A 21,688-nucleotide genomic window follows, 5' to 3' on the forward strand; every position below is an offset into this window, starting at 1 on the left:
TCCCGCGAGGGGTTTGTGGGAGCCCGCGAGGTACTTGTGGGGGAGCGGCTCGCGGTCGCCGCCGGACCGGTGAGCCGCTTTTCATCACACCGACTTCCCGTAAATCGGGCTCGGTGAGGCATTCCTGAATTCAGGTGAGGCGACCCTCAATAAGTGCACCCTGAATTCTTCTCGAAAGTGGCGAGAACGCTATTTCGGGTTTATCGTTCTAGCATCAGGTCGCCCCCGAGGAGGAACTCATGTCGTCTCTCGCCGAGATGCCCCAGGTCGTCGAGTGTGCCGTCGCCGGCTGCTCCTACAACCACGACGGCTGCCACGCCTTCGCCGTCACGGTCGACGACGACGCGGACTGCGCGACGTTCATCGACGTCGGCACGCGCGGCGGTCTCGACCGCGTGGTCGCCCAGGTCGGCGCGTGCCAACGCAGCGCCTGCCGCTTCAACAGCAACCTCGAGTGCACGGCGACGGCCGTGCGCATCGGCCCGGGCGGCGGTGGCACGGCCAACTGCCTGACGTACGCCGAGGCCTGAGCCCCGCGGCCGCCCGGCCCCACGAACCCAGTACCGCCCGTCGGCCCGAGCCGGCGGGCGCTGCTGTGCCCGGTCTCGACATGTGAGAAGGATCGTGGCGCGACGACGAGGAGCGCCGCGGGTTCCTAGAGTGGCGCCATCCGCACCGGAGCTCCGGTGCTCACCGCGAGGAGAGGAGCAGGCCATGACGACGACCGTCCCGCCGCTCCTGGTCCCCGCCCGCGGGTGTCGGTCCCTGTGTATGCACGGGCCCGACTCCGCCGTCGCCATCTGACGCCGGACGAGTCGGGCCTTCCCGCCCACACACGACTCGACCCGGAGCTCCCCGTGACCACCACCCTTCTCGCTCGTCCCGCCCGTCCGCTCGGCACGGTCCGCCTGACCCTGCCGGCGGGGGCGCGCCCCGTGCGGAGTCCCTCGGTCGCCGTCGGCGGCGCCCGGGGAGTCCCCTCCTCGTCGCCCGCGGTCGAGGTCCGCGCCGACCTCCCGTTCCCGGTTCTCGTGGCCCGCGCGCAGCAGGCCGAGCGCGACGGCACCCCGCTGCTGTGGCTCACGGGTGCCGGCGCTGCGGCCGTCGCGTCACGGCTGCTGCGCCTGACGCGGGTCCTCGCCGTCGGGGCAGAGCTCGACCTCGGCCAGGGCGCCCGCGGTGCGGCGCTCGACGCCGTCGCCCTCACCCAGATCGGTGGCGCGCGGGCGCACGTGCGGGTCGCCGACGCCAGGCTGCTGGGCGCCCTCGCGCGTGAGCTGGGGCTGCGTCCCCGGGCCCGTGCCACGCGGTTCGGCGGCGACGCGTTCACCGCCACGCTGCCGCCGGCGGGTCACCAGGAGGTGCAGGTGACCGCCGTCGTGACGCACCAGGGCGACCTGGTCGCGGCGTTCCCGGTCGCGAGCACGGTGGTCGTGACCGCGCCGTCCGGGGTCGACGCTCACGTGCTGGTGCGCCGCGCGCGCGCCGCGGGGAGGGGTGGCCCGACGTCGCCGTCCACGTCGCGGTGCCCGCGGGTCAGCGTCCGGCCGCCTGGCCGCACGCGGACGGCCTGGTGCTGGCGGACGCGCCGGTAGCGGTGCCGGCGGCGTCGGCTGCTGCGGCGGGCGCTCCCGCCCGCCCCGCAGCCTGACCCGGCTGGAGATCGACCAGGCACGAGGATCCTCGCTCACCAGCTCGAGAATGCGTCTGGCTGCTCTACCGGCGCGATACAGCTCGCGTGCACATGGTCGCGGTCGGTTCGATCGCGAGGGGCCGCGCGAGCAGGCGGATGACTGCTGAATCGGTGGGACAGAGCAGTCGTACGCATGGTGGCGGCCCCGGGTGTCGCTCGAACGCACGCGTGCCTGCGTGAGCATGCAGGTAACTGCTCTGTCGCCGCGATTCAGCAGTCCTGCGCATTCTCGGCCCCGAGGGATCGTCACCCGGGCCCGGCCGATCGGCGGGCCGCGCGGCATCATGGGGGCATGAGCGAGCAGCGCAGCCTCCGCTGGGGAGTCCTGGGCCCCGGACGCATCGCCGCGGAGATCGCCCGGGACCTCGACCACGTCGCGCACGCCGAGATCGTCGCCGTCGGATCGCGGGACGAGGGCCGCGCCCGCGCGTTCGCCGCCGAGCACGCCCCGCGCGCCCGCGCCCACGGCTCCTACGCCGCGCTGCTCGCCGACGACGAGGTCGACGTCGTCCACATCGCCACCCCGCACGCCCAGCACGCCCGCCACGCCTGCGCGGCGATCGCGGCGGGCCGCGGCGTCCTCGTCGAGAAGGCCTTCGCCGCGACCGCCGCCGGCGCGCACCGCGTGGCGGACGAGGCGCGCGCGGCCGGGACCTTCGCGATGGAGGCGATGTGGACGAGGTTCCTCCCCGCCGTCGTGCGCCTGCGCGACCTCGTGGCGGACGGCGCGATCGGCGAGGTCCGCGCCGTCACGAGCGAGATGGGCTGGCCGCTGCCGGGCTCGAGCGTCGACGACGAGCCGGCCGCCGGCCGAGGCGCGCTCCTCGACCTCGCGGTCTACGGCATCTCCCTCGCGCAGATGCTGCTCGGTGCGCCCACGCAGGTGCGTGCGACGGGGACGCTGACCGCGGGTGGCACGGACTCCCACGTGGGTGCGGTCGTCGGATTCGCGGGCGGGTCGACGGCGTCCGTGCTCGCCTCGCGCACGACACCGATGCCCGGGGTGGCGAGGGTCTACGGCAGCCGCGGCTGGATCGACCTCGACGCGCCCTTCCACGGCACCGACGGTTTCGTGCTGCACCGCGACGGCGCAGACCCGGTCCGCGAGCACCACCCCGCACGCGGGCGCGGGTACGCCCACGAGCTCGAGGAGGTCGCCGCGTGCGTGCGCGCCGGTCGCACCGAGTCGAGCGTGATGCCGCTCGCCGACACCCTCGCCGTGCAGGGTGTCCTGCAGGACGTCGCCGACCAGATCGGTCTGGTCCTCCGCGACGAGGACGACGACGGCGTCGCCTCCGCCCCCGACCATCCCGCCGACGCCCAGGAGACGCGATGACCCTCCCGCTCACACCCCCGATCGCGCCGATGCTCGCGAAGAGCGTCGCGGCAATCCCCGGCCCCGACGCCGCGGGCGGCCCGTTCGCCTACGAGCCCAAGTGGGACGGGTTCCGCGCGATCGTGCTGGTCGACGACGGCGACGTCGAGATCCTCTCCCGCAGCGGCAAGTCGATGACGCGATACTTCCCCGACGTCGTCGAGGCGGCGCGTGCGGAGCTGCCGGACCGCGTCGTGGTCGACGGCGAGATCGTGCTCGCGCGCGGGTCGCGCCTCGACTTCGAGCTGCTCGGTCAGCGGATCCACCCGGCCGCCTCGCGCGTGGCGATGCTCGCCGAGCACGCGCCCGCGAACCTCGTCGTCTTCGACGTGCTGGCCCTGGGCGACGACGTCGTGATGGACCGGCCGCTCGCCGAGCGGATCGAGGTGCTCGACGGACTGGGCCTGTCCGGCCCGCGCGTCCACCCGACGCCTCGCACGCGCGACGCCGCGCTCGCTCAGGAGTGGCTCGGGATCTTCGAGGGCGCCGGGCTCGACGGCGTGATGGCCAAACCGCTCGCGGACCCCTACGCGCCGGGGAGGCGCACGATGCTGAAGATCAAGCACGCGCGCACGGCCGACGTCGTGCTCGCCGGGTACCGCGAGCACAAGGCGTCGACGCCGGAGCAGCCGCTGGTCGGTTCGCTCCTGCTCGGCCTCTACGACGGCGACGGCGAGAGTGCGGCCCTGCAGTTCGTCGGCGTCTCCGCCTCGTTCCCGATGGCGCGGCGCGCGGAGCTCGTGGGCGAGCTGGCGCCGCTCGTCGTCGACGTCTCCGACGAGGCCGCCGCCGAGGCGCACCCGTGGGCGACCTGGTCCGACCCCGCCGCCGGTGACGACGCGAAGCGGCAGCCGGGGGCGCAGTCGCGCTGGTCGGCGGGCAAGGACCTGAGCTTCACGCCGCTGCGCCCCGAGCGCGTGCTCGAGGTCGGCTACGACCACATGGAGGGCACCCGGTTCCGGCACACCACGCAGCTGAAGCGCTGGCGGCCCGACCGCGAGCCGCGCTCGTGCACGTACGACCAGCTCGAGGAGCCGGTCGGCTACGACCTGGCGCAGCTGCTGCCGGGCGCGCCCGCCGCGCCGGAGTCGTTCACCGGGTCGGTGGCGCAGTGAGGCGGGTCGCGACGACCGCCGCCGAGCTCGCGGAGATCGACGAGTCCGGTCTCGCGCTCTGCTGGGAGGGACTGCCCGAGGGTGAGGAGAGCGCGTTCCTCGAGGGGCTCGCCGTCATGCTCGACGTGCCGGCCCTGCGCGAGGCCGAGGTGCTGATCGTGCCGGGTGCGCTGATGAACGCGACCTACGGGCTGACCGGTGACAACGCCTACCCCGGCGACCTGCGCATCGCCGCGGTGACCGTGCCGCCCGAGGTTCGATCGCTCGTGCCGGTCCTGACGCCGCGCGGGCTGCGCTTCTTCGACAACCTCGTCACGAACAACGCGCGCGAGCAGCACCGGCTCGACGGCGAGCCGCCGTCGGTCTGAGGTCCGGCCGCTCTGCGGAAGATCGGCGGCGTGTGGCGCCGCCGATCTTCCGCGATCAGCCCTCGAGCGCCTCGCGCAGCTGCTCCAGCAGCCACTTGACCTCGTCGGCCGAGACCACGAGCGGCGGCGCGAGCCGCAGCGTGCGGGTGTGGGTGTCCTTCGCGAGCACGCCTCGAGCCATGAGCCGCAGCGCGACGTCGCGCGCCGTGCCCACCGCCGGGTCGATGTCGACGCCGGCCCACAGCCCGCGGCCGCGCACCGCGCTCACGCCGTGCCCGACCAGCGCGTGCAGCCCCGTGTGCAGCTGCTCGCCGAGCACGCGCGAGCGCTCCTGGTACTCACCGGTGCGCAGGAGGCGCACGACGGCGGTCGCCACGGCCGCGGCCAGCGGGTTGCCACCGAAGGTGGACCCGTGGGTCCCGGGTGTGAGGACGCCCAGCACGTCGGCGTCGCCCACGACGGCGGAGACCGGCACGATGCCCCCACCCAGCGCCTTGCCGAGGAGGTACATGTCCGGTTCGACGCCGTCGTGAGAGATCGCGAACGTCTCGCCCGTGCGCGCGAGGCCCGACTGGATCTCGTCCGCGATCAGCAGCACGCCGCGCTCGGCGGTCACCGCGCGCACGCGCGCGAAGTAGTCCGGGGGCGGCACGACGACGCCCGCCTCGCCCTGGATCGACTCCAGCAGCACCGCGGCGGTGTTCTCGGTCAGTGCGGCTGCCAGCGCATCGGCGTCGCCGTAGGGCACGGTCACGAACCCGGGGGTGAAGGGGCCGTACCCCTCGCGCGCCAGGGCGTCGTCGGAGAAGCTGACGATCGTCGTCGTGCGCCCGTGGAAGTTGCCGCTCGCGACGACGATCTCCGGCACCGCGATGCCCCGGACCTGCGACGCGTGCTTGCGCGCGACCTTGATCGCGGTCTCGACAGCCTCCGCCCCGGTGTTCATCGGTACCACGACGTCCTTGCCCGCGAGCGCGGCGAGCTCGGTCACGAACTCCGCCATCCGGTCGTGGTGGAACGCGCGCGAGGTGAGCGTGAGCCGGTCGAGCTGCTCGTGCGCCGCGGCGAGGAGCGCCGGGTGGCCGTGGCCGAAGTTCACCGCCGAGTAGGCGGCGAGGCAGTCGAGGTACCGGCGCCCGTCGACGTCCGTCACCCACGCGCCCTCGCCACGCGCGATCACCACCTCGAGCGGGTGGTAGTTGTGCGCGGCGTGGGCCTCGATCGCGGCGATCTGCTCGGCGGCGCTCGCGGTGCCCGTGGTGGGAGCGGTCACGGTGCTCACGGGTGCCTCAGCCGGCGTCGGGCGCGGGGCGCAGCTCGAGCGTGCAGCACTTGATGCCGCCGCCGCCCTTGAGCAGCTCGGACAGGTCGACCGGGACGGGCTGGTAGCCGGCGGCCTCGAGCGCGGCGATGAAGCCGGTGGCCTGGGCGGCGACGACGACGTTGCGGCCGTCCGAGACGGCGTTCAGCCCGAAGACCTGCGCGTCGGCGAGGCTGACGTGGATCGCGTCCGGGAACAGCTCCTGCAGGCGCTCGCGGCTCGCGGGGGAAGGCCTCGGGCAGGTAGGCGACCGTGCGCTCGTCGAGCACGGTCAGCGCCGTGTCGACGTGGTAGAACCGCGGGTCCACGAGCTCGAGCGAGACGACCTCGAGGCCCGTGACGGCGGCGAGCTCGGCGTGCGAGGCGGGGTCCGAGCGGAAGCCGGTCGCCGCGATCATCCGGCGGCCGACCGTGAGGAAGTCGCCCTCACCCTCGTTGATGGCGACGGCGTCGGTCACCTCGAAGCCGTCGGCGCGCAGCCAGTCGGCGTACAGCTGAGCCTCGCCGCGGCGCTGCGGGTAGTGGAAGCTGACCGCGAGCGCCTTCCCGTCCACGACCGTGGCGCCGTTGGCCGCGAACACCATGTCCGGCAGGCCGGGGGCGCCCTCGATGACCTCGACCTCGTGGCCGAGCTCGAGGTAGGTGCGGCGCAGCGTCTCCCACTGGCTCATGACGAGCTCGTGGTCGACCGGCACCTCGGGGTGCATCCACGGGTTGATCGTGTAGACGACGTCGAAGTGGGTCGGGCGGCACATCAGGTAGCGGCGGGTCGTGGCCGTGCGGCCGTCGGCCGGGGCGGCGGGGACGGTGCCGGTGGCGGGTGCGGGTGCGGCGGTGGTCGCTGCGACGTCGGTGGTCATGCGGTGGGGGCTCCCTCGGGGCGAACGCCGGATGTCTCTCTACGGTGGCACCTCGGGGGCGGGTGCGGCAACGGCCGGGGGTTGCGTGTCGGCGCAACGATTCGACGATAAGGGGCGTCCGTACGGCGATTCGTTGTGCGACCGCCGCTAGTCTCGACGGATGGACGCACTCGACGCGCAGATCCTCACCGAGCTCACGGCCGACGGCCGCGCCACGTACGCGGCGGTGGGCGACGTCGTCGGGCTCTCCGCGCCGGCCGTGAAGCGGCGGGTGGACCGGATGCTCGACGACGGCGTTATCGGGCATTTCACCGCCGTCGTCGACCCCGCCGCGCTCGGGTGGGGGATCGAGGCGATGATCGACGTCTGGTGCGCCGGGCGCATCTCCCCGGGGAGCTGCGCGCCGCGTGGGAGCCGATCAGCGAGGTGGTGCAGGCGAGCACGGTCGCGGGCGGGGCGGACGCGGTGCTGCGCGTGCGGGCGCGCGACGTCGCGCACCTCGAGGAGACGCTCGAGCGGATCCGGGAGTCGGCCGACATCGAGCGGACCGAGTCCACGATCGTCCTCTCGCGCCTCATCGAGCGCGGCTGACCCGCCGCACCGCTTTGCTCCGCCCCGCACGTTCCCCGCCCCGCCGTCGAGATGCGACATCTGCGCCGAGACATCCCGTCACGGTTCGCATCTCGACGCGAATGTCGCATCTCGGCGGCTGCTGGGGGCGGTGCGCGGTGCGGGCGCGCCCGGGACGCACGACGACGCCCGACCAGTCTCCCGGTCGGGCGCCGTGGCGGTGGTGCGGGTCGGCTCAGATGCTGTAGCCGATGGTGCTGGTGCCGTGGTTGCTGTCGCTGGCCTCCGGGTTCACGGGGTCCACCGGGGTCACGGGGACTTCGGGCTCGGCGGCGTGCTTGCCCTCGCCCCTGGTCTCGCCGCGCTCGACGGCGACGGTCACCGACGTCACGAGCGCCGCGATCGCGCCGACGGCCACGAGGACCGGGGCGAACACCGCGGCCGCGGCCGTCACGGCCAGGCCCGCGTTCAGCGGGACCTCGAGCAGCGTGCGGTTCTCGTTCTTGATGATGATGCGGCGGACGTTGCCCTCGCCGATGAGCTGCTTGACCTTCGCCAGCAGGTTCTCGCCCGAGACCTTGAACTCCTCGGTCCAGGTGCGGCCGTCGGCCTTGGTCTTCTCGCTGCCGGCCGTGCTGCCGGTCTCGGTGCCGGCGGGCTGCTCGGAGGTGGGCTCGCTGGTTCCGTACTCGTTCGTCATGTCGTCTCTCCCTCTCCTCGGCACGACCCCCGCGCCGATCTGGGTTCCATCCTGCGCTCCCGTACCGCGGCGTGGGTATCCGGATCTCCCCCGAGACGACCCTGATCTTGGGCCCGCCGCACGACGTCCGCGCGATGCCCGCACGACGCCCGCTCCTCACCCGCACGGCCGAGCCGGGTGCGCCGGGCCGAGCCGGCCGAGCCGGCCGAGCCGGGTGCGCCGGGTGCGCCTCCCCGGGTCGACTCAGCCCTCGTCGTCGTGACGCGCCCGGCTCGGCTGCACCCGCTTGGGCTCGCCCGGCATCTTGGGGTACTCCGGCGGGTAGGGCGCCTCACCGAGGCCGTGGTCGCGCTCGTCGCGCGCGGCCCACTCCAGCAGCGTCTCCAGTCCGCCGACGCTGCCGTCGGCCAGCCCCTGCGGCGAGGTGTTGGCGCCCGCGAACAGGTCGCCCACCTCGGTGAACCGCGCCGGCATGGTGCGCACGGTGAAGTCGTCCGGCGTCACGTCGGGGATCTCCTCCCACCGCAGCGGCGCCGACACGGTGGCCCGGACGTTGGCGCGCACCGAGTAGGCCGAGGCGATCGTGCGGTCCCGCGCCATCTGGTTGTAGTCGATGAACACTCGTCTGCCGCGCTCCTCCTTCCACCACTTCGTGGTGACGGCGCCGGGCGCGCGCCGCTCGATCTCGCGGGCGAGTGCGATGGTGGCGCGGCGCGCGGGGCTGAACTCCCACTCGGGCCGGATGGGCGCGAACAGGTGCAGGCCGCGGCCGCCGGAGGTCTTGGGGTACAGCGTCAGGCCGGCCTCGGCGGCGACCTCGCGCACGAGCGGGGCGATCGCCGCGGCGTCGTGGTAGTCCGTCCCGGGCTGGGGGTCGAGGTCGATCCGCAGCTGGTCGGGGCGGTCGACGTCGTCGCGCCGCACCGGCCACGGGTGGAACGTCAGGGTGTTCTGCTGCACCGCCCAGACCACGACGGCGAGCTCGGTCGGGCACACCTCGTCCGCGTACCGCCCGCTCGGGAACCCGATGCGCACGCTCTCGACCCAGTCGGGCGCACCCTTCGGCACCCGCTTGGAGTAGAAGCCGTCGCCCTGCGCGCCGGTGCGCTGCGTCAGCACCATGCCCTCGCGGTAGCCGCTCGGCCAGCGCTCCAGCGCGGTGGGCCGGTCGGCGAGCGCGGCGAGGATCCCGTCACCCACCGCGATCACGTACTCGGCGACGTCCCGCTTCGTGATGCCCGAGGCGAAGAGCACCTTGTCGGGCGAGCTCAGGCGCACCTGACGACCGCGGACATCGAGCTGGACTGCCTCCGAGGCTGGCATGCCGTCACCCTAGTGCGGCGGTGCGACATCGCAGCGGACCGGTACCGGGGGCGGTGCCCGCCGTGCCTACGCCTCGAGGTCGGCCGACACCGTCACGGTGAGCTCGACGTCCTGCGGCTGCAGCTCGAGCCCGCCCCCGCCGTCGTGAGCGACGGCGCGCATCGCCATCATCGGTACCGGGCCGCCGCCGGGTCCGCCCGGCCGCAGGCCGTCCTCGTAGACGGCGGTCAGACGCGGCGTCGTGAGGCCGAGCGCACCCGCGTAGGTCGCGGCGCGCGCGACGGCGTCGCGCACCGCCCGCACGCGCAGGTTCTCGACGGCGGCGGTGCGCGTGACCTCGGTCAGGTCCCAGGAGACGTGGTCGACGGCGACGTCCTCCTGCGCGCCGACCTCCAGCAGCCAGGATCCCAGGACGGCGACGTCGACGACGTGGACGCGCACGTTCGCGGTCGCTCGGAAGAGGCGCTGCCGGTGGCGGTCGCCGTCGCCCTCCACCCACTCGTGCACGGTGCCGGTGGTGACGTCCTGCGCCTCCCAGCCCGTCGCGGCGCCCGAGGCGACGTGGGTGCGGGCCTGGTCGAGCAGCTCGGCGTGGCGGTGGGCGGCCCGGGCGACGACGTCGGCACGGTCCGCCCCGGTCGCCTCGACCCTCAGGTGCGCGGTGGCGCGCTCGGCGGCGAGGCTGGTCGACGCCTCGCCGGTGACGGCTATCAGGACCACGGTGACCTCCGGTCGACGGCGGGGTGGAGGGCTCCAGCATCGCACCGCGCCCCACCTTCTTAACCGCGATCAAGTTCGTACGGGGTGGCCTGAACCCGGATCAAGAGGCGGTTTGGTGGGTGTCAGAGGCGCTCCTTAAGTTCGTGATGATATTCGGCGGCCCCGCAGGGGAGGCCGTCCGGATGTCGGGCGGTAACCGGCGGCCGGGTCCCTCACCTCCAGGGGCCCGGCCGTCTCGCTGCGCCCGGGGCGCGACCGGTCCACACCGCGACCGGTCCGCACGACGACGGCGCCGCACCCCGGGAGGAGCGGCGCCGTCGTGGTGCTGCTGCGCGGGACGCGCGTGTGTCAGAAGTTGATCATGTGGCCCGAGATGCCGTGCAGGGCCTCCTTGACAGCCTCGCCCAGCGTCGGGTGGGCGAAGATGACGCGCGACATCTCGTCGGCGGTGAGGTCCCAGGTCTGCGCGGTGTTGAGCGCCGGGAGGAGCTCGGTGACGTCCGGGCCGATCATGTGGGCGCCGAGGATCTCGTTGCGCTCGGCGTCGGCGACGATCTTGACGAAGCCGACGGCGTCGCCCAGACCCTGCGCCTTGCCGTTCGCGCTGAACGGGAATGTCGAGGTCTTGACGTCGTGGCCGGCGTCCTTCGCCTGCTGCTCGGACAGGCCCATCGAGCCGATCTGCGGGTGGCAGTAGGTGGCGCGCGGGATGAAGGCGTAGTCGATGGACATGGTCTCGGCGCCCGCGAGGGTCTCGGCCGCGACGATGCCCTGGGCCTCGGCGACGTGCGCGAGCATCATCTTCGCCGTCACGTCACCGATCGCGTAGATGTTCGGGACGTTGGTGCGCATGTAGTCGTCGATCGCGATGGCGCCGCGGTCGGTGAGCTGCACGCCCGCCGCCTCGAGACCGAAGCCCTCCGTGCGCGGGGCGAAGCCGATGGCCGAGAGCAGGCGGTCGGCCTCCAGGACGCGCTCCTCGCCGTTGCTGGAGACGGTGACCTTGACGCCGCTGCCGGTGTCCTCGACGCGCTCGACCTTGGTGCTGGTGAGCACGTTCACGCCGAGCTTCTTGTAGTGCTTGAGGAGCTCCTTGGAGACGTCGACGTCCTCCGTGGGGACCATGCGGTCGAGGAACTCCACGATCGTGACGTCGACGCCGAAGTTCTTCATGACGTAGGCGAACTCGACGCCGATCGCGCCGGAGCCGGCGATGATGAGCGAACCGGGGAGCTCGGCGTCGAGGATCTGCTCCTCGTAGGTGACGACGTTCTTGCTCACCTCGACGCCCGGGAGCATCCGGGTGACGGAGCCGGTGGCGATGATGAGGTCGTCGAAGGTGACCTTCTCGGTCTCCCCGCCCTCGCGGGCGACGTCCATCGAGGTCGTGCCGGTGAGGGTGCCCCAGCCGTCGATCTCGGTGATCTTGTTCTTCTTCATGAGGAAGTGGACGCCCTTGACGATGCCGGCCGAGACCTGGCGGCTGCGGGCGTGCGTCGGGCCGTAGGACATCGTGGCGTCGCCCTCGATGCCGTACTTCTTCTTGTCGTGCGTGAGGGTGTGCGCGAGCTCCGCGTTCTTCAGGAGCGCCTTGGACGGGATGCACCCGACGTTGAGGCAGACACCGCCCCAGTACTTCTTCTCGACCACGGCGACGGACTTGCCGAGCTGGGCGGCGCGGATGGCGGCGACGTAGCCACCGGGGCCCGCACCGAGGACGACGACATCAAAGTGGGAAGCCATGCCGCCAGCCTAGTTCGGCGGGGCCGTCGGGCGGGTCGGCGGGTGGCCGCACTCACATGCGCCTGCACATAGCGTGCAGTTAGGAATGTTCATTCCACCCTTGTATGTGTTCTTACTCACGTTTAGCGTGAAGGAGCGGTCCGGACCGTTCGGGCTGCGTGTGCGTGACGGACTGATCAGTTCAACGAGGCCAGGAGCCGAGACGATGACGACGCCGGAGCAGCAGCGGGTGCAGCGGGGATCCTCCGCGCGCCGCTGGCTCCTGCGCGGTCTGCTCGCCGGCGCCGGCGCGGCGGGGGCTCTCGGCCTCGGTGCCGCGGGTGCGTCGGCGCTCGACCTGCTGGGCGGCGACGGTGCCGTGAGCGGGATCGTGTCCGAGGTGGGCGACCGTGTCGTCGCTCCCGTGGTGGACGGGGTGGTCGACGGTGTCGTGACCCCCGTCGTGGACGAGGTGGTTGCGCCGGCGGTCGAGACCGCGGTGGTGCCGGTGGTCGAGCCCGTGGCGCAGGACGTCGCAGCGCCGGTGGCGCAGGATCTCGCCGCACCCGTGGTCGAGGCGGCTGCCCTTCCGGTGGTGGACGACGTGGTCGCCCCCTCGTGGAGGAGGTCGCAGCACCGGTGGTCGACGACGTCGTCGCCCCCGTGCTGGACGAGGTGGCAGCTCCCGCGATCGAGGAGGTCGTGGCTCCCGTCGTCGACGGGGTCGTGGCGCCGGTGGTCGAGGAGGTCGCGGCTCCGGTGGTCGACGGCGTGGTCGCGCCGGTGGTGGACGAGGTCGTGACCCCCGTGGTCGACGACGTGGTCGCCCCCGTCGTCGAGCAGGTCGCGGACGGCGTCGTGACACCGGTCGTCGCTGCGATCGAGCCGGTTCTCACCCCCGTGGTCGACGCGGTCGAGCCGGTCCTGACCCCGGTGGTCGAGGGTGTCGGTGGCGTGGTCGACCCCGTGCTCGAGCCGCTCGTGCCCGCGCTGCCGGGTGGGCTCGAGGAGGAGGTCGCGCCCGTCGTGCCGGTGCCCGCTCCCGGCCTCCCCGGGATGCCCGGGACGCCCGCCGACTCCGGCGCACCGCTGCCCGCGCCTGTGCTCCCCTCCATCCCGGCGCAGCCGGACGCCGGCCAGGTGGCGCTCGCGGACGCCGGCGCCGCGTCGACGGCCGGCGACGCCTCGTCGTCGCGCGACTCCGCCACCGCGCCGCGTACCGCGATCTCGACGCCGGTCGCCGCGCCGTCGGGCCCCGGGGGTGTCGAAGCACTTCCGCAGGCGTCCACCGCCACGCAGGACGGCGGAAGCGGTGCCGACGAGCGCGAAGGCAGCCCCTGGGGTGGTGCCGCCACGGTCGCCGTGATCGGTGGTGCGGCCACCGCCGTCGGCTCCGCGGGACCGACCCTGCTGCGCGAGGCGGCCCCGGCCGGCGGCGTCGCCCTCTCCGCCCTTCTTCTCGTGGGCGTGGCCCGGCGTCACCAGGACGCGCTGCCGCCCGCCCCCGCCCTGCGCATCCCCGTCTCTCCCGCCTGAGGGTCGTCGCGACCGGACCACGTCCGGCAGACGACATCGCGCCACGTGGCGCACCCACCCTCAGTCAAGGAGAAGGATCGATGCACGTAGTCATGCGTCGAGCACTGCAGACGGTGCTCGTGTCAGGCGGCCTGGTGGCCGCAGCTGCGGGGGCGGCTCACGCCTCCGACGGGTTGCTGGGAGACGTCGGGATCGACGTCCCGGTGACCGTTCCGGTGGAGGTCAGCGACGTCGCCGTCGGCCTCCTCGGTGACGCCGCCGTGGTGTCGCCGCCGGCGGCCCCGGCCGAGGCCCCGCCCCAGGCGCCGGTCGGCGGCGGTGGTGAGGTCGAGCGTCCGGTGGAGGCGCCGCAGGCGGCGGTCGAGGGCGACGGGCTCGCCGGGGACGTCTCGGTCGAGGCGCCCGTGACCGTCCCCGTCGACGTCGAGTCGATCGCGGTCGGGGACGCGACGGTCGTCTCGCACGAGGAGCCCGCGGCTCCGGCGCCGGCAGCTCCCGCCGAGGCGGCTCCGGCCGCTGTGGCGGAGGAGTCGTCGCACTCGGACGACGGTCTGGTCGGTGACGTCTCGGTGGTGGCGCCGGTGACGGTGCCGGTGGAGGTGTCCGACGTGGCCGCGGGTGTCCTGGGTGATGCCGCGGTGGTCTCGCACGAGACTCCGGCTGCTGCTCCGGCTGCCCCGGTCGAGGCGGCTCCTGTCGCTGTGGCGGAGGACTCGTCGCACTCGGACGACGGTCTGGTCGGTGACGTCTCGGTGGTGGCGCCGGTGACGGTGCCGGTGGAGGTGTCCGACGTCGCAGCAGGTGTCCTGGGTGACGCTGCGGTGGTCTCGAACGAGACGCCCGCGGCTGCCTCGGCCGCTCCGGTGGCAGTGGCGCCGTTGGGCTCGGGCTCGGGCTCGGACTCGGACTCGGACGACGGTCTGATCGGTGATGTCTCGGTGGTGGCGCCGGTGACGGTGCCCGTGGAGGTGTCCGACGTCGCTGCTGGTGTCCTGGGTGACGCCGCGGTGGTGTCCAACGAGTCGCCCGCTGCTCCGGCCGCTCCGGTGGCGGCTGCGCCGTCGTCGTCGGGCTCGGGCTCGGACGACGGCCTCGTCGGTGACATCTCGGTGGTGGCGCCGGTGACGGCGCCCGTGGACGTGTCCGACATCGCCGCAGGTGTCCTGGGTGACGCTGCGGTGGTCTCGAACGAGACCTCGGCTGCTGCTCCCGCGGCTCCGGTGGCGGCTGCGCCGTCGTCGTCGGGCTCGGGCTCGGACGACGGCCTCGTCGGTGACATCTCGGTGGTGGCGCCGGTGACGGCGCCCGTGGACGTGTCCGACATCGCCGCAGGTGTCCTGGGTGACGCCGCGGTGGTGTCCAACGAGTCGCCCGCTGCTCCGGCCGATCCGGTGGCGGCTGCGCCGTCGTCGTCGGGCTCGGGCTCGGACGACGGCCTCATCGGTGACATCTCGGTGCTGGCACCGGTCACGGTGCCCGTCGACGTGAGCTGCATCGCCGCCGGAGTCCTCGGCGACGCCGCGGTTGACTGCACCACGACGCCCGCGCAGCCGGTCGACACCACCCCGGGCGCCGAGGCTCCCGGCGGCGGTACGGGCGGTGGCGGTCTCATCGGCGACATCGGGATCGAGCTGCCGGTGACCGTCCCTGTCGACGTCGGCTGCATCGCGGTCGGTCTCCTGGGTGACGCCACGGCCGAGTGCACGACGGCCGCCGTCGACCCGGTGGACCCGGTGGACCCGGTGGACCCGACCGACCCGGTGGACCCGACCGACCCGGTCGACCCGGTTGACCCGACGGATCCGACGGACCCGGTCGACCCGACGGACCCGGTCGACCCGACGGACCCGGTGGACCCGGTTGACCCGACGGACCCGGTCGACCCGACGGACCCGGTCGACTCGACGGACCCGGTCGACCCGACCGACCCGACCGACCCGACGGACCCGACGGACCCGACCACGCCCGTCACCCCGGTGACGCCGGTGACCCCGGTGACGCCGATCGACGTCACGACCCCGGGGACCACCCCCGGCGGCTTCATCAGTGACGACGGCCGCGTGATCACCGCGACCGGCACCACCGGTGCCGGCACGACCATGCAGGTCGCGAGCCAGCAGTCCTCCCTCCCGACCACGGGCGTCACTCCGTTCGCGGCCGGGATCGCAGGGCTCCTGCTCCTCCTGGGGGCGGCTGCGCTGCGGTACTCGCGTCGGTCGACCTCGGCGGTGTGAGGCTGCGTCGACCACCGACGCGTCGCACCTGCTGACGCACGCCACGACGTCTCCCGGGCGGGCCGCCCGCCCGGGAGGCGCCGTCGTGCGCCGGAGCGGGACGGGATGCGGACCGATGTCGGACCCTCGTGACACCTTCGCTACCATCGGCGGGACCATCCAGAGCAGCTGAGAGACCTGGCTCGACGACGCTGCAGCAACCCCCGTCACGGGTGCGGGTGCTACCGCCAGGCCCGATGGAGGAGTGAGCATGACCGATTCCGCATCGTCCGACTGTCGTCACGACGGCGGCACCCACGGCTACGCGGGCGATCTCACGCCCGCCGAGGCGTGGGAGGCGCTGGAGCAGGACGGCGAGGCCGTCCTCGTCGACGTCCGCACCCCCAGGAGTGGCAGCACACCGGGGTGCCGGACCTGACGTCGCTCCACCGTGACGCCGTCCTCGACCCGCTGCAGACGTTCCAGGGGCCGAACCCGGACTTCCTCGAGGCGCTGACGCGCGCCGGTCTCACCCCCGGCGACAACCGGACCGTCCTGTTCGTGTGCAAGTCGGGCGGTCGTTCGATCGCCGCGGCCCAGCTCGCGACGTCGGCCGGGTTCGGCCCGGCGTACAACGTGCTCGAGGGCGTCGAGGGTCACGCCGGCCCCGGCTGGGCGGGTCAGGGCCTGCCGCTGCGCGCGTGGGAGGGCGAGCGATGACCGACCCGCAGCCGCGCTCGCACCTGCCCGAGGGACTCCGTCCGGCGACGCTCGCCGTCCGCGGCGGCCAGGAGCGCACCGGCTTCATGGAGATCTCGGAGCCGCTGTTCCTCACGCAGGGCTACGCCTACCCGCGTGCGGCCGACGCCGAGGCCGCCTTCCTCGGCGAGCTCGACCGCTTCACGTACACGCGCTACTCGAACCCGACCACCTCGGCGTTCGAGGAGCGGCTCCGGCTCATCGAGGGGGCGGAGGCGTGCTTCGCGACCGCGACCGGGATGGCCGCGGTCTTCGCATCGATGGCGTGCCTCGTGCGCCAGGGCTCGCGCATCGTGGCCGGGCGCGCGATGTTCGGATCCACGCTCCTCGTGCTGGACGAGCTGTTCACCGGGTGGGGCGTCGAGACCGTCTACGTCGACGCGCACGACACCGCGCAGTGGGCTGAGGCGCTGGCGAGGCCGACCGACGTCGTGTTCTTCGAGACGCCGTCGAACCCGATGCAGGACATCGTGGACGTGCCCGAGGTGAGCCGCCTCGCCCACGCGGCGGGCGCCGTCGTGATCGTCGACAACGTCTTCGCGACGCCGGCGCTCCAGCGGCCGCTCGCGCTCGGCGCCGACGTCGTCGTCTACTCCGCCACGAAGCACATCGACGGCCAGGGGCGCGTGATGGGTGGGGCCGTGCTCGGTCCGCGCGACTACGTCACCGGGCCGCTGCAGACCTTCATCCGCAACACCGGCCCCACGATGAGCCCGTTCAACGCGTGGACGCTGCTCAAGGGCCTCGAGACGATGGACCTGCGCATCGCCCGGCAGTGCGAGAGCGCGCTGCGGGTCGCGCAGTGGCTCGAGACGCAGTCGGCCGTGACCGAGGTCCGCTACCCCTACCTGCCTTCGCACCCCCAGCACGAGCTCGCGAAGGCGCAGCAGAGCGCGGGCGGCACGGTCGTCGCGTTCACGCTCGACGGGCCGCAGGATCCCGACGGCGGGAAGCACCGCTCGTTCGCGTTCCTGGACGCGCTGCGGATGATCGACATCTCGAACAACCTCGGGGACGCCAAGTCGCTCGTCACGCACCCCGCGACGACGACGCACATGAAGACCGGCTACGACGGGCGCCAGCGCGTCGGCCTCTCGGAGACGACGATCCGGTTGTCGGTCGGGCTCGAGGACCCGGACGACCTGCTCGACGACCTCGCGCGGGGGCTCGCCGCCGGGTTCTGAGGGGTTGGTGGACGTCAGGCGTCAGGCGGCGCCGCGCGGCCGGGTGGCGGGCCGCGTCGTGTCGGGTGTCTCGACCAGCGTGCTCACTCCGCCGATCTCGCGCCGGTAGCGGTGCCCCTCGGGCGTGCGCCACAGCGCGGCACCCGTGGCGTCGAGGGTCAGCTCGTGACCGAGGTGCGTCTTCACCAGGTGGTGGTGGCGGCACAGCGGCCGGAGGTTCGCCGCGGTCGTGTGCCCCGCGGGCCAGGGCGTGACGTGGTCCAGGTCGCACGCCGAGGCGAGCACGGTGCACGACGGCGCGACGCACGTCGGGTGCATCACGCGCACCTCCCGCGCGAGGGCCGCACCGGGGACGTACCCGGCCCGGCCTGCGGCTGACCCGCCGCCGTCGGTCACCTCGACGGTGCGGCCGTCGGTCACCTCGACGGTGCGGCCGTCGTCGTGATCGGGACCGGCGGCGACCGGCGTGACGCTCACGGTGAGGTGCGACGGCGGGTCCACGGCAAGCGCCCGCGCCGTCACCGGATCGAGGGGGCCCAGTCCGAGGACCGCCGGCACGTCGACGCCGAGGCGGCAGCTGGTCGGTGCCTCGAAGGTGTCGTAGGGGTTGGCGGCGTCGTCGACGAGCGCCGCCGGGGAGAACTCCCACGCGTAGGCGTCGGCGGCGCACGGGTGCGCGTCCGGGGTCGCGAGGTGGGCGTCGCTCAGCTGCAGGGTCAGCCGGGACGTGGTTCCGCCGAACGGGACGAACGGCGGTGGTGCCTCGAGTCGCGGGTCGAGGATCGACTCGGCGAGGCTGCGGGCCGGCGGAGGTGGTGGTGGTTGCGCCGCCGTCGGTGACCCGGACGCCGGCGGGGGAGCGCCGCGCTCCGACGCCACGTCGCGCGATCGTCGACGCGAACGCCTCCGGGCGTCGCGCGCCAGGCGCCGCACGGCGGGGAGCGCCTGCGACGGAACAGTGAAGAGTTCTGGTTCCGGCGTCGACGCCCACGCGGGTGCCGATGCCGGGTCTGGTGCAGACACCAGGGTCGATCCCGACGCAGGCACAGACCCGAACGCCGACCGCGACGACGACGCGGGGGCTGGGTCGGCTTCGTCGGGCGTTGGAGGCACGGTCGGCGTCGCGGGTCGAACGAGCGGCGGCTCAGCGGAGGCCCCGGCCGTCGCGCCGCCGGGGGATGACGCCGTTACCCCGAGTGCCGGTGCCCGGAGCGCCGGCGACCCGAGTGCCGGTGCCCCGGGCGCCGGCGACCCGAGCGTGGGGGCCTGACCAACGTGAGCAGCGCCGTCGTCACCTTGGCCACCCGCCCGCCCGCACACGTCGATCCGCCCCGCCGCGAGCGCGTCGGCCGCGACCGCCACGACGGCGTCGGCACGGAGCTGGTCCAGCGTCCGGGCGTCGCCAGCGGCACGTGCCGCTCGCGCGGCCGCCTCGGCCATCGCGTGGACAGAGGCCACGTCCATCAACGGGGCCACGAGGCGGACGGACGCCTGCCCGTCGGGCAGCAGCCGCACGGACTCGAGACGCCGACGAGCGGTCGCCCGCACGGCGCGCTCACGTGCAGCACCGGGATCGACCTGCACCACCACCGCCTGCACCCGCGCGCGCAGCTCCTGGTGCGCGAGCCCGGGCGCGTCGGGCAGCACCTGCTCGCAGACCGCGAACGAGACCTCCGGCTCGGCGTCCACGAGCACCTCGGCGAAGACGCTCGCCTTCCCGGCGTCGATCCGCCCCTGCGCCAGGGCGGTGCCGACGGGGTGCAGGACGTCCTCGTACAACCGCCCCTCGCCGACCAGGCGCGCCGCCCGGTGCCGGGAGATGCCGAGCCGCATCGCGATCGAGTCCGCGGCGCTCCCCCTCATCTCGACGCGACCCGACCGGCGGCGCTCCCGCTCCACGACCGGCTGCCGGGCCTCGAGGGCCGCCGCGGCGTCGCGCTGGGCGGCGGCCGCCCACGCCTCGACGCCCGCGAGGGCGGCGATGGTCTCGACGAGCGCCGCGGAGTCGAGCGAACGCAGCCGCGCGTACTCGGTGAGCTGGGCGAGACGTTCGAGGAGCTCCTGCGGCGCGCCACCATCGTCAGGAGCACCGAGCCCGAGGTGCTCGCGCACGGCAGCGGGACTCTCGGCCCTCCGGCCGAGATCCCACGCTGCGACGCCCCCATCGAACATGCGTCCAGTTTACCGGCTACACATGCAAAAATATAGGGGGTCGGAAGAATCTGTGGACAGACGTTCCGTCCGGCGGACCGCCGCCACCGTCACTCCTCCTCGACCTCCCCGTCCCGCCAGTGCTCGACCGTCTGCAGGATCCAGAACGCCGTGTAGAGCAGGAGCAGCACGACCTCGATCCAGAACACGAGCGGGAACGCGTCGTCGTCGCCCACCGCGAGCCACACCACGAGACCCGCCACCACAGACGCACCCATCGCGACCCCTATCGCGAGGTACGAGCGGCGGTAACCGCGCTCGCCCATCCGCCGGGGCCGCGGCGGTGGCGACGCCCGCCGCGCGTTGATCCACACGACCGCCACGAGCAGCGCGAAGAACGTGATCGCGCTCGCGTAGTGCGCGTACGCGAGGAACGACGCACGCCCGAGCAGGAACCACGCCGTCGTGATCGCCCACAGGCCCACCGCGATCGCGACGGCACGTTCGGAGCCCGCCCGCCACGCGCGGCCCCGCGCTCGCGCGCGCACCGCTCGCACGCCCACGAGCACAAGGGTCGCGAGGCCCACCAGGAGGTAGGCGGAGACGTTGTTGGCGACGTCGGGCTCCACCTCGACCGGGACGCACGCCACCTCCACGTCCGGGCACGAGACGGGCAGCCACTCGCCGCCGGGGATCGAGGCGAGCACCACCGGCGTCGGCACGAGCCCGACCAGCGGGACGAGCATGCCGGCGACGTCGAGGAGCCCGTCCTCCCATCCGGGCCGCCCCTTGATGGCGAGCAGCGCGAGCCCGACGGCGATCAGCGAGCCCACCAGCACGCCCCGGACGGGGGAGTAGAAGGTCGCGCTGATCGATCCCGGGATGACGCCGACGCGTGCGATCTCCACCCCGACCCCGGTCAGCAGCAGCAGGCCCGCGCCGACGAGGCCGACGCGCAGCGCCCGGTAGGTGTCGAGCGTCGGGGGCGCCGAGCTCGCCGTCGTGGAGGAGGCCGCGCGTCGGTCCGGCGAGTCCGCCGCCCCCGAACCAGCCCCCGACCGCGTCGCCCCGTTCATCGTCCCCGGGTCCTTCCGCCCGGTCGCCCCGGTCGCACCCGCCGCCCCAGCGGCGCGAGCAGCGACGGCGAGAGCCCCGCGCCGCCGTCGTACGCCGCCCAGGCGAGCCACGCCATCGGCGACATCTCCGAGGCCTGCGTGTGCACGTCCTCGGGGAGGTAGCGGGTCATGCCGCGCAGCTCGTCCTCCCAGGCGCGAGCCGCGGCGCGCCGTCGCTCGCCGTCCTGGGGCAGTCGCTCGAGCGCCCGCGCCTCGCGCAGGGTGATCCGCTCGAGGTGGTGGGCGTTCGCGTTCTCGTGCCGGGTCCGCGCGTCCGGCCGGTGCCGCGACGGGCCCGGGGCGAGCAGGTCGAGCGCGAGGGCCGCCGCGAGCAGGGCGTCGACACCGCCCAGCACCCACCACCACACCGGTGGTCCGGTGCCGAGGCCCCGCCCGGCGGTCAGTCCGGTCACGACGGCGAGCACCAGGCCGAGCGTCACCACCACCCCGGCAGCGGTGCGGCCCGGGCGATCGCGGTGCGCACCGGGCCCGCGCCGACGACGCTCCACCGCGAGCTCCGCGCCGGCGGCGAGGGCGAGCCCGAGCATCGAGCCCGTCAGGACGAGTGTCCCGGCGGCGATGGTCCGGGTGTCGATGCGTTCGCCGAGCACGACGATCGCCGCAACGGCCGGCGCGAGCGCGAGCACCAGCACCAGGGCCCACCACAGGGCACCGTGCAGCTGCCCCGGGCCCGCCGCGGCTCCCGAGAGCGCCGGGTCTCCGGTCGAGCCCGCCGAGCCCGCCGAGCCCGCTGAGCCCGCCGCCCCGGCCGAGCCCCGGCGCGACCGCCACCGGGCGAGCTGCCGTCGCCGACCCTCGAGCGTCACCAGCCGCGTCACGACGTCCCGCGGCAGCCCACCGCCCGCGGCCGAGGCGGTCACCGCGGCCCGCGCGGCGGCACGGATCTGCTCCTGGGTGCCGAGGACCTGCACACTCACGACCCCGCCACCTCCGTCACCCTCG

At 73.9% G+C, this 21,688-nt stretch carries 20 protein-coding genes, 2 pseudogenes and 1 riboswitch; of the genes and pseudogenes, 12 read left to right on the top strand and 10 right to left on the bottom strand.

What is annotated here, in order from left to right:
• Positions 1 to 239 precede the first annotated feature (239 nt).
• The 5 genes from QQK22_RS00230 to QQK22_RS00250 all read left to right on the top strand — a co-directional run bounded on the left by QQK22_RS00230 (position 240) and on the right by QQK22_RS00250 (position 4,551).
• On the top strand, positions 240 to 530 hold the full coding sequence (locus tag QQK22_RS00230; RefSeq protein ID WP_284248482.1) for a DUF1540 domain-containing protein: 291 nt from the start codon (positions 240 to 242) through the stop codon (positions 528 to 530).
• Between the two features lie 327 nt (positions 531 to 857).
• A complete protein-coding gene (locus QQK22_RS00235) occupies positions 858 to 1,595 on the top strand; it encodes a hypothetical protein (RefSeq protein WP_284248484.1) in 738 nt (245 codons plus the stop codon).
• 390 nt (positions 1,596 to 1,985) lie between these two features.
• Positions 1,986 to 3,029, top strand: a complete 1,044-nt coding sequence (locus QQK22_RS00240; RefSeq protein WP_284248486.1) for a Gfo/Idh/MocA family protein — start codon at positions 1,986 to 1,988, stop codon at positions 3,027 to 3,029.
• Positions 3,026 to 4,183, top strand: a complete 1,158-nt coding sequence (locus QQK22_RS00245; RefSeq protein ID WP_284248488.1) for an ATP-dependent DNA ligase — start codon at positions 3,026 to 3,028, stop codon at positions 4,181 to 4,183. The genes QQK22_RS00240 and QQK22_RS00245 overlap by 4 nt, the downstream gene beginning before the upstream one ends.
• Positions 4,180 to 4,551 carry a hypothetical protein gene (locus QQK22_RS00250; RefSeq protein WP_284248490.1) on the top strand — a complete coding sequence of 124 codons (372 nt, stop codon included), beginning with the start codon at positions 4,180 to 4,182 and terminating at the stop codon, positions 4,549 to 4,551. Before QQK22_RS00245 ends, QQK22_RS00250 begins: the two co-directional genes overlap by 4 nt.
• A gap of 55 nt (positions 4,552 to 4,606) precedes the next feature.
• Here QQK22_RS00250 and rocD read toward each other — a convergent pair whose 3' ends face one another.
• On the bottom strand, positions 4,607 to 5,833 hold the full coding sequence (gene rocD, locus QQK22_RS00255; protein ID WP_431310113.1) for an ornithine--oxo-acid transaminase: 1,227 nt from the start codon (positions 5,831 to 5,833) through the stop codon (positions 4,607 to 4,609).
• Between the two features lie 7 nt (positions 5,834 to 5,840).
• A pseudogene (ddaH, locus tag QQK22_RS00260) lies at positions 5,841 to 6,627 on the bottom strand (dimethylargininase).
• 265 nt (positions 6,628 to 6,892) lie between these two features.
• On the opposite strand from ddaH, the pseudogene QQK22_RS18435 reads away from it, so the two are divergent.
• Positions 6,893 to 6,973 (top strand): annotated as a pseudogene (locus QQK22_RS18435) (AsnC family transcriptional regulator); the annotation flags it as partial.
• 128 nt (positions 6,974 to 7,101) lie between these two features.
• Positions 7,102 to 7,323, top strand: coding sequence for an Lrp/AsnC ligand binding domain-containing protein (locus tag QQK22_RS18440; protein ID WP_348525412.1), 222 nt, complete (start codon positions 7,102 to 7,104; stop codon positions 7,321 to 7,323).
• Positions 7,324 to 7,537: 214 nt separating this feature from the next.
• On the opposite strand, the gene QQK22_RS00270 is transcribed toward QQK22_RS18440, so the two are convergent.
• The 5 genes from QQK22_RS00270 to QQK22_RS00290 all read right to left on the bottom strand — a co-directional run bounded on the left by QQK22_RS00270 (position 7,538) and on the right by QQK22_RS00290 (position 12,404).
• Complete coding sequence (locus QQK22_RS00270; protein ID WP_284248492.1) at positions 7,538 to 8,002, bottom strand: DUF4342 domain-containing protein; 465 nt, start codon at positions 8,000 to 8,002, stop codon at positions 7,538 to 7,540.
• Positions 8,003 to 8,245: 243 nt separating this feature from the next.
• Positions 8,246 to 9,325 (bottom strand): DNA polymerase domain-containing protein, encoded by a 1,080-nt coding sequence (locus QQK22_RS00275; RefSeq protein ID WP_284248494.1) that lies wholly within the window; start codon positions 9,323 to 9,325, stop codon positions 8,246 to 8,248.
• A 66-nt stretch (positions 9,326 to 9,391) separates the two neighbouring features.
• Positions 9,392 to 10,045: an SIMPL domain-containing protein gene (locus QQK22_RS00280; protein WP_284248496.1), complete on the bottom strand. Its 654-nt coding sequence runs from the start codon at positions 10,043 to 10,045 to the stop codon at positions 9,392 to 9,394.
• Positions 10,046 to 10,393: 348 nt separating this feature from the next.
• Positions 10,394 to 11,788: a dihydrolipoyl dehydrogenase gene (gene lpdA, locus QQK22_RS00285; protein WP_284248498.1), complete on the bottom strand. Its 1,395-nt coding sequence runs from the start codon at positions 11,786 to 11,788 to the stop codon at positions 10,394 to 10,396.
• A 181-nt stretch (positions 11,789 to 11,969) separates the two neighbouring features.
• Entirely contained in the window at positions 11,970 to 12,404 is a 435-nt protein-coding gene (locus tag QQK22_RS00290; RefSeq protein WP_284248500.1) for a hypothetical protein, read from the bottom strand.
• A 2-nt stretch (positions 12,405 to 12,406) separates the two neighbouring features.
• Between QQK22_RS00290 and QQK22_RS00295 the strand changes: the two genes are divergently transcribed.
• The 5 genes from QQK22_RS00295 to QQK22_RS00310 all read left to right on the top strand — a co-directional run bounded on the left by QQK22_RS00295 (position 12,407) and on the right by QQK22_RS00310 (position 17,459).
• A complete protein-coding gene (locus QQK22_RS00295; RefSeq protein WP_284248502.1) occupies positions 12,407 to 13,303 on the top strand; it encodes a hypothetical protein in 897 nt (298 codons plus the stop codon).
• A gap of 92 nt (positions 13,304 to 13,395) precedes the next feature.
• On the top strand, positions 13,396 to 15,537 hold the full coding sequence (locus tag QQK22_RS00300) for a hypothetical protein (protein ID WP_284248504.1): 2,142 nt from the start codon (positions 13,396 to 13,398) through the stop codon (positions 15,535 to 15,537).
• Between the two features lie 152 nt (positions 15,538 to 15,689).
• Positions 15,690 to 15,780, top strand: a riboswitch (SAM riboswitch).
• A 7-nt stretch (positions 15,781 to 15,787) separates the two neighbouring features.
• Positions 15,788 to 15,955 carry a hypothetical protein gene (locus QQK22_RS18445; protein ID WP_348525414.1) on the top strand — a complete coding sequence of 56 codons (168 nt, stop codon included), beginning with the start codon at positions 15,788 to 15,790 and terminating at the stop codon, positions 15,953 to 15,955.
• Positions 15,943 to 16,236 (top strand): rhodanese-like domain-containing protein, encoded by a 294-nt coding sequence (locus QQK22_RS00305; protein ID WP_348525416.1) that lies wholly within the window; start codon positions 15,943 to 15,945, stop codon positions 16,234 to 16,236. The genes QQK22_RS18445 and QQK22_RS00305 overlap by 13 nt, the downstream gene beginning before the upstream one ends.
• A complete protein-coding gene (locus QQK22_RS00310) occupies positions 16,233 to 17,459 on the top strand; it encodes an O-succinylhomoserine sulfhydrylase (RefSeq protein WP_284248506.1) in 1,227 nt (408 codons plus the stop codon). The genes QQK22_RS00305 and QQK22_RS00310 overlap by 4 nt, the downstream gene beginning before the upstream one ends.
• A 21-nt stretch (positions 17,460 to 17,480) precedes the next feature.
• Here the strand turns inward: QQK22_RS00310 and QQK22_RS00315 are convergent, their stop codons facing one another.
• The 3 genes from QQK22_RS00315 to QQK22_RS00325 form a co-directional block, all read right to left on the bottom strand.
• The gene (locus tag QQK22_RS00315) at positions 17,481 to 19,631 is read right to left on the bottom strand and encodes an HNH endonuclease signature motif containing protein (protein WP_284248508.1); all 2,151 of its coding nucleotides are present in this window, start codon (positions 19,629 to 19,631) and stop codon (positions 17,481 to 17,483) included.
• An 89-nt stretch (positions 19,632 to 19,720) separates the two neighbouring features.
• On the bottom strand, positions 19,721 to 20,686 hold the full coding sequence (locus tag QQK22_RS00320) for a hypothetical protein (RefSeq protein ID WP_284248510.1): 966 nt from the start codon (positions 20,684 to 20,686) through the stop codon (positions 19,721 to 19,723).
• The gene (locus QQK22_RS00325; protein WP_284248511.1) at positions 20,683 to 21,663 is read right to left on the bottom strand and encodes a hypothetical protein; all 981 of its coding nucleotides are present in this window, start codon (positions 21,661 to 21,663) and stop codon (positions 20,683 to 20,685) included. The genes QQK22_RS00320 and QQK22_RS00325 overlap by 4 nt, the downstream gene beginning before the upstream one ends.
• Between the last annotated feature and the right edge of the window lie 25 nt (positions 21,664 to 21,688).

It is taken from the genome of Litorihabitans aurantiacus, assembly GCF_030161595.1.
Taxonomy (GTDB): Bacteria; Actinomycetota; Actinomycetes; order Actinomycetales; family Beutenbergiaceae; genus Litorihabitans; species Litorihabitans aurantiacus.

Bases quoted from the DNA above. Each gene is read 5' to 3' on its own strand.
- QQK22_RS00310 (WP_284248506.1), top strand. From the start codon at position 16,233: ATGACCGACCCGCAGCCGCGCTCGCACCTGCCCGAGGGACTCCGTCCG.
- QQK22_RS00245 (WP_284248488.1), top strand. From the start codon at position 3,026: ATGACCCTCCCGCTCACACCCCCGATCGCGCCGATGCTCGCGAAGAGC.
- QQK22_RS00275 (WP_284248494.1), bottom strand. From the start codon at position 9,325: ATGCCAGCCTCGGAGGCAGTCCAGCTCGATGTCCGCGGTCGTCAGGTG.
- QQK22_RS00230 (WP_284248482.1), top strand. From the start codon at position 240: ATGTCGTCTCTCGCCGAGATGCCCCAGGTCGTCGAGTGTGCCGTCGCC.
- QQK22_RS00270 (WP_284248492.1), bottom strand. From the start codon at position 8,002: ATGACGAACGAGTACGGAACCAGCGAGCCCACCTCCGAGCAGCCCGCC.
- QQK22_RS00320 (WP_284248510.1), bottom strand. From the start codon at position 20,686: ATGAACGGGGCGACGCGGTCGGGGGCTGGTTCGGGGGCGGCGGACTCG.
- QQK22_RS00300 (WP_284248504.1), top strand. From the start codon at position 13,396: ATGCGTCGAGCACTGCAGACGGTGCTCGTGTCAGGCGGCCTGGTGGCC.
- QQK22_RS00240 (WP_284248486.1), top strand. From the start codon at position 1,986: ATGAGCGAGCAGCGCAGCCTCCGCTGGGGAGTCCTGGGCCCCGGACGC.
- lpdA (WP_284248498.1), bottom strand. From the start codon at position 11,788: ATGGCTTCCCACTTTGATGTCGTCGTCCTCGGTGCGGGCCCCGGTGGC.
- QQK22_RS00315 (WP_284248508.1), bottom strand. From the start codon at position 19,631: ATGTTCGATGGGGGCGTCGCAGCGTGGGATCTCGGCCGGAGGGCCGAG.
- QQK22_RS18445 (WP_348525414.1), top strand. From the start codon at position 15,788: ATGACCGATTCCGCATCGTCCGACTGTCGTCACGACGGCGGCACCCAC.